The sequence below is a fragment of the Nonomuraea sp. NPDC003201 genome, assembly GCF_053590415.1.
This window is the reverse complement of the sequence record NZ_JBSFTC010000527.1, coordinates 1-5,048: the sequence shown is the minus strand read 5'-3', so window position 1 is coordinate 5,048 and position 5,048 is coordinate 1. Positions and strand designations below refer to the sequence as shown.

Genomic DNA, 5,048 nt, shown 5'->3' with positions numbered 1-5,048 from the left:
CTGGCCGCCCGCGGGCTGGCCGGCCCCGACGGGCAGGCCACCGAGCGGGGGCGGGCGCTGCGCGACCAGGTCGAGCGGATGACCGACCAGCTGGCCGCGGAGCCGTGGCGGCTGCTCGGGGAGGAGCGCGCCGAGCGGCTGGGTCAGCTGGCTTCGCCGTTCCTCGGCGCGGTCTTCGAGGCCGGGCTGCTGCCGATGACCAGCACCCTCGGCATCGCCACCGTCAAGGCCCCCGACTAGTCGAAACCGGGGGCCGGCTGCCAGAGGCTGATCTCCGTGCCCTGGTCGTCGGTGCAGGTGCAGCCGCGCCCCGATTTGCTGTCGTACAGCTCGCCGGTGCCGCCGCCCAGCTCCCGCACCCGCTCGACGGCCGCGTCGATGTCGGTGACGTGGTAGTAGATGTTCGGCTGCGAGGAGGGCCCGCGCGCGACGAAGCCCATCGGCACGGCCGTGTTCGTGACGTGCAGGTACGTCTCGTGCTCGCGCCTGAACTCCCAGCCGAACAGCGCCCCGTAGAAGGCGGCCGCCCGATCCAGGTCCGCCACGGACAGCGTGTAGTAACCCAGCTCGACACTCATGTACGAACCTCCGCAATAATTGCCGTTAGCGTTAAGGGTTAACAGCTTAACGGAAGCAGGCAACAATTAACACCAACGTTAACAACATCGACGCGACGCTGGCCGCGCTCGCCGATCCCACCCGCCGCAAGGTCATCGACCTGCTGCGCGAAGGCCCGCGACCGGCCGGCGAGCTGGCGCAGGCCGTCCAGATGAGCGCCCCCGCCCTCAGCAGGCACCTGCGCGTGCTGCGGGCGGGCGGTCTCGTCCAGGCGGAGGCCGGCGGCGCCGACGCCCGCCTGCGCCTCTACACGCTGCGCCAGGAGCCGTTCGCGGCGCTGCAGGCCTGGCTGGACCAGGTGCAGGCGTTCTGGGCCGAGCAGCTCGGCTCGTTCAAGGACCACGTGGAGCGCAGCCGGTGAACTCCGTCCAGGCCAGCGTCACCGTCCCCGTCGACCCGGCGACCGCGTTCCGGATCTTCACCGACGAGATCGACAGCTGGTACGTGCGCGGCCGCCACAGCTGGGTCGACCCGGCCCGCGCGGTCGCCATCCGCTTCGAGGACGGCTTCCTGCGCGAGCTGTGGTCCGACGGCGGCCACGTCGACACCGGCAGGATCCTCGCCTGGGAGCCGCCGTGCCGCCTCGTCTGGGCCGACCTGCTCAACGAGGGCGGCCGGATGGAGATCGAGGTGGCCTTCAGCCCGGTCGAGGGCGGCACCGAGGTGCTGCTGGAGCACCGCGGCCTGGACACGCTGCCCCCGGACGTGGCCGGACGCATCAGGCGCGGCTACTCCTGGAACATCGCGCTGCGCTGGTTCGCCGGCACGTGGGCGGGCTAGCGGCGGCCGTACTTCTTGTGCACGGCCTGCTTGCTCACCCCGATCGCGTCGGCGATCTGCGCCCAGGCCAGCCCCGCCACCCTGGCCCGGCGCACCTGGACCGCCTCCAGACGCTCGATCTCGCGGCGCAGGGCGGTCGTGGCGTGCAGTGCCAGCAGCGGGTCGTCGTCCTGCGCCTGCCGAAGGAGGGTCGCCAGGTCGTTCGTCATGTCCTAAAGGTAGTCCAGGAGCAGCCGGTTGATCTCCTCGGGACGTTCGAGGGCGGGCAGGTGCCCGGCCCAGTCCAGCTCGACCAGCCGCGCCCGGGGCAGCTCGCCGGCCAGGTGGCGGGCGCTCTCCTGGAAGTACGGCAGGTCGTGCGCGCCGGCCACGACCAGCGCAGGCACGTCGATCTCCGCCGGCGCGAACTCCTTCTCGACCTGCGACGGCTCCGGGTCGGCGGCCAGCTGCACCTCGAACGCGTGCCGCTGCATCTCCACCACGCGCCCGAACGTCTCCTTGGACGCCTCGGGCCCGAGCAGGGTGCGCGCGTTCAGCTCCGCCGCCCCCTCGACGTCGCCCGCCTCCAGCAGGCGCCCCTCCTCGTCCCAGTACGCCCGCAGGTCCGGTGTGGGAGCCAGGTCGGAGACGGGGTTCAGCAGCACCAGCCGGCCGGCGAGCCCGGCCGCCGCCAGCTCCAGCGCGACCCGGCCCCCGCCCGACGAGCCGACCAGCGCCGCCCGGCTCACCTCCAGCGCGGCCAGCAGCCGCGCCACGTCGTCGCTGTCGCTGTACGGGCCGTCCGACCGGTAGGGGCTGCGCCCGTACCCCCGGAAGTCCACCGTGATCACCCGGAAGCGCTCGGACAGGGCCTCCACCTGCGCGTCCCACATGCCCGAGTCGACCGACGTCGAATGCAGCAGCACGACGGGCTCGCCCGTGCCCCGCTCGGAATGCCAGATCGTCATCGCGACTCCACCGCCAGCCGCACGCCCAGCCCGATCAGCACCACGCCGGAGATCTGCTCCAGCCGCCGGCGCACCGCGGGCCGTCCCAGCACCGCCTTGGCCCTGGCCACCGTCCAGATGAGCAGCCCGTACCAGGCCAGGTCGACCAGCACCCACACGACGGCCAGCGTCGCGAGCGTGACCGGCACGTTCTGCCCCGGCGCGACGAACTGCGGCAGGAACGACATCGCGAACACCGCCGCCTTCGGGTTGGCCAGGCACGTCCCGAGGCCCGCCAGGTACGGCCCCCGCAGGCCCGGCACCACCGCCCCTTCGACCTCGGTCGCCCCATTGGTCGAAGGCGCGCCCTTGCGGGCCTGCCACAGCGCCTGCGCGCCCATCACGACCAGCACCACGGCGCCGACCACGCGCATCACGTCATAGGCCAGCTGCGAGGCCACCAGCAGCGCCGACAGGCCGAAGGCGGCCGCCAGCCCCCACAGCAGGATGCCGGTCTCGTTGCCCAGTGTGGCGGCCATGCCGGAGCCGCGGCCCGCGCGCAGCGTCTGGCGCAGGATGATGGCCGTGCTGACCCCTGGCGCCATGGCCACAAGAACGCACGCGCCTACGAAAGCGAGTAGATACATGCGTGGCATGCTCCCAGAACCCGCGCCGGGAAGTCGCCTGATTATCGGCCTACTCGTACAGTTTGCGCAGCTCGGCGACCGCCTCGCCCATCAGCGCCCGCAGCTCCGGCGGCCCCAGCACCTCCACGTCGGCCCCCATCCGCAGCAGCAGCCAGCGCGCGTGCGTGATCGACTCGATCGGCACCGTCAGCGTCAGCCAGCCCTCCGGATCGGGCTCGCCGGCCGCGGCCAGCGCGGCGCCGACCACGTCGGAGCCCATCGTGTACGCCAGCAGCTCACCCCGGCCGGGAGCGAGCCTGATGACGGCCTCGGCGGTGTACATCCGCTCGCGGAACTCCTTGGCGTAGCCCTGCCAGAACTCGCCCAGGTCGAACCCCTCGGGCCAGGGAAAGCGGCCGGGCAGCGTCTCCACCGTCAGGATCCGAGCCACCCGGTAGGTGCGGGCGCTGCCGCCCGGCGGCGCGGCCACCATGTACCAGGAGCCGCCCTTGAGCACCAGCCCGTACGGGTGGATCACCCGGTCGACCTCCTGCTGCCCCCAGCGCCGGTAGGTCATGTGCAGCGGCCGCTGGTCCCACACCGCCTCCGCGACCTCGCTCAGATGCGGCACGTCGTCGGCCGAGCGGTACCAGCTCGGCACGTCGAGCAGGAACCGCTCGCGCATCCGCGAGGCCTGCGAGCGCGGCTCGGGCGGCAGCGCGGCCAGCAGCTTCAGCTCCGCGGTGGCGGCCACCTCGGCCAGCCCCAGCTCGGCCGCCGGGCCGGGCAGCCCCGCCAGGAACAGCGAGGAGGCCTCCTCGGCGGTCAGCCCGTTGAGCCTGGTGCGGTAGCCGTCGAGCAGCTGGTAGCCGCCCACGGGCCCCCGGTCGGCGTAGACCGGCACGCCGGCCGCCGACAGCGCCTCCACGTCGCGGTAGACCGTGCGGACCGACACCTCCAGCTCCTCGGCCAGCTCCGGCGCGGTCATGCGGCCGCGCGACTGCAGGAGCAGGAGCAGCGAGAGCAGGCGGCTGGCACGCATGGCCCCATTGTAGGAAAGCGGCCCGCGGGAAAGCGGCCGTTCAGCGGGCGGCGTACTCCTCTCTGGAGGACATCACCTGGGGCATGCGCCCCTCCACCCACTCCAGGAGCGGGATGAGCCGCTCGGCGGCCTCCCGGCCCAGCTCGGTGAGGCTGTACTCGACCTTGGGCGGGATCGAGGATTCAGCCACGCGCAGCACCATGCCGTCGCGTTCGAGCGCGTGGAGGGTCTGGGACAACATCTTCTCGCTCACCCCGTCGACCCGGCGGCGCAGCGCGTTGAAGCGGTAGGGCCCCTCGTACAGGGCCACGAGCGCCAGGATCGCCCAGCGACCGGTGATCGTCTCCAGCACCGAGCGCGAGGTGCACCGGCGCGAGAAGACATCGGCCACCAGCTCTTCGAACTCCTCCATGGAAACCAGCGTACGCGTTCGTGGGTACTTTCTGATAGAAAGTACTAACCAAAGCGCTGGTACTGAATGGGAGAAATCATGATCGTGGTGACCGGAGCCACCGGACAGCTGGGCCGGCTGGTGATCGAGGAGCTCAAGAAGCGCGTCCCCGCCGAGCAGGTCGTCGCCGCCGCGCGTACCCCGGAGAAGGGCGCCGACCTCGGCGTCGAGGTGCGCCAGGCCGACTACGACCGGCCCGAGACCGTCAGGAGCGCGCTGCGGGGCGCCACCAGGGTGCTGCTCATCTCCGGCCTGGACCCCAACCGCCTGCAGCAGCACTCGACCGTCGTGGACGCCGCCAAGGAGGCCGGGGCCACGCTCGTCTACACCAGCGCGCCCGGCGCCGACACCACCGAGGCCCTCCTGGCCGCCGACCACCGGGCGACCGAGGAGTACATCAAGGCGTCCGGGGTGACGTACACGATCCTGCGCAACAACTGGTACAACGAGGTCTACGCACCGGCGATCACGGCCGCGCCGCAGCTCGGCGCCGTGCACGGCGCCGCCGGCGACAGATCGGAATAGCACACGACTGAACTCCAGACACGTACTCTCAAAACTCGGATTTCCTCAAATGTATTAAAATATAGTGGTGTGGGGGGTGT

General features: G+C 71.7%; 10 protein-coding genes. 4 read left to right on the top strand and 6 right to left on the bottom strand.

The window, feature by feature from the left end:
* A partial coding sequence (locus tag ACWDX9_RS59845) for a helix-turn-helix domain-containing protein (RefSeq protein WP_449972718.1) occupies window positions 1-240 on the top strand: 240 nt, incomplete at its 5' end.
* On the opposite strand, the gene ACWDX9_RS59840 is transcribed toward ACWDX9_RS59845, so the two are convergent.
* On the bottom strand, window positions 237-578 hold the full coding sequence (locus ACWDX9_RS59840; RefSeq protein WP_364241298.1) for a VOC family protein: 342 nt from the start codon (window positions 576-578) through the stop codon (window positions 237-239). The genes ACWDX9_RS59845 and ACWDX9_RS59840 overlap by 4 nt on opposite strands.
* Before the next feature lie 65 nt (window positions 579-643).
* On the opposite strand from ACWDX9_RS59840, the gene ACWDX9_RS59835 reads away from it, so the two are divergent.
* Both ACWDX9_RS59835 and ACWDX9_RS59830 read left to right on the top strand, forming a co-directional pair.
* Window positions 644-979 carry an ArsR/SmtB family transcription factor gene (locus ACWDX9_RS59835; RefSeq protein WP_449972721.1) on the top strand — a complete coding sequence of 112 codons (336 nt, stop codon included), beginning with the start codon at window positions 644-646 and terminating at the stop codon, window positions 977-979.
* Window positions 976-1,398: an SRPBCC domain-containing protein gene (locus ACWDX9_RS59830; RefSeq protein WP_449972715.1), complete on the top strand. Its 423-nt coding sequence runs from the start codon at window positions 976-978 to the stop codon at window positions 1,396-1,398. The genes ACWDX9_RS59835 and ACWDX9_RS59830 overlap by 4 nt, the downstream gene beginning before the upstream one ends.
* Here ACWDX9_RS59830 and ACWDX9_RS59825 read toward each other — a convergent pair.
* The 5 genes from ACWDX9_RS59825 to ACWDX9_RS59805 form a co-directional block, all read right to left on the bottom strand.
* Window positions 1,395-1,607 (bottom strand): hypothetical protein, encoded by a 213-nt coding sequence (locus ACWDX9_RS59825; RefSeq protein WP_185074419.1) that lies wholly within the window; start codon window positions 1,605-1,607, stop codon window positions 1,395-1,397. The genes ACWDX9_RS59830 and ACWDX9_RS59825 overlap by 4 nt on opposite strands.
* Window positions 1,608-1,610: 3 nt before the next feature.
* The gene (locus tag ACWDX9_RS59820) at window positions 1,611-2,345 is read right to left on the bottom strand and encodes an alpha/beta fold hydrolase (protein ID WP_449972712.1); all 735 of its coding nucleotides are present in this window, start codon (window positions 2,343-2,345) and stop codon (window positions 1,611-1,613) included.
* Window positions 2,342-2,929, bottom strand: a complete 588-nt coding sequence (locus ACWDX9_RS59815) for a LysE family translocator (protein WP_449972709.1) — start codon at window positions 2,927-2,929, stop codon at window positions 2,342-2,344. The genes ACWDX9_RS59820 and ACWDX9_RS59815 overlap by 4 nt, the downstream gene beginning before the upstream one ends.
* A 91-nt stretch (window positions 2,930-3,020) precedes the next feature.
* Window positions 3,021-3,992: a helix-turn-helix transcriptional regulator gene (locus tag ACWDX9_RS59810; protein WP_449972706.1), complete on the bottom strand. Its 972-nt coding sequence runs from the start codon at window positions 3,990-3,992 to the stop codon at window positions 3,021-3,023.
* Window positions 3,993-4,032: 40 nt separating this feature from the next.
* Window positions 4,033-4,404 carry a winged helix-turn-helix transcriptional regulator gene (locus tag ACWDX9_RS59805; protein WP_364241313.1) on the bottom strand — a complete coding sequence of 124 codons (372 nt, stop codon included), beginning with the start codon at window positions 4,402-4,404 and terminating at the stop codon, window positions 4,033-4,035.
* Between the two features lie 78 nt (window positions 4,405-4,482).
* Between ACWDX9_RS59805 and ACWDX9_RS59800 the strand changes: the two genes are divergently transcribed.
* Window positions 4,483-4,968, top strand: a complete 486-nt coding sequence (locus tag ACWDX9_RS59800; protein WP_449972702.1) for an NAD(P)H-binding protein — start codon at window positions 4,483-4,485, stop codon at window positions 4,966-4,968.
* Window positions 4,969-5,048 lie beyond the last annotated feature (80 nt).

What these genes read in the sequence shown, in the direction of transcription:
- ACWDX9_RS59805 (WP_364241313.1), bottom strand. Translation starts at nt 4,404, where the DNA reads ATGGAGGAGTTCGAAGAGCTGGTGGCCGATGTCTTCTCGCGCCGGTGC.
- ACWDX9_RS59825 (WP_185074419.1), bottom strand. Translation starts at nt 1,607, where the DNA reads ATGACGAACGACCTGGCGACCCTCCTTCGGCAGGCGCAGGACGACGAC.
- ACWDX9_RS59815 (WP_449972709.1), bottom strand. Translation starts at nt 2,929, where the DNA reads ATGGCGCCAGGGGTCAGCACGGCCATCATCCTGCGCCAGACGCTGCGC.
- ACWDX9_RS59810 (WP_449972706.1), bottom strand. Translation starts at nt 3,992, where the DNA reads ATGCGTGCCAGCCGCCTGCTCTCGCTGCTCCTGCTCCTGCAGTCGCGC.
- ACWDX9_RS59840 (WP_364241298.1), bottom strand. Translation starts at nt 578, where the DNA reads ATGAGTGTCGAGCTGGGTTACTACACGCTGTCCGTGGCGGACCTGGAT.
- ACWDX9_RS59800 (WP_449972702.1), top strand. Translation starts at nt 4,483, where the DNA reads ATGATCGTGGTGACCGGAGCCACCGGACAGCTGGGCCGGCTGGTGATC.
- ACWDX9_RS59820 (WP_449972712.1), bottom strand. Translation starts at nt 2,345, where the DNA reads ATGACGATCTGGCATTCCGAGCGGGGCACGGGCGAGCCCGTCGTGCTG.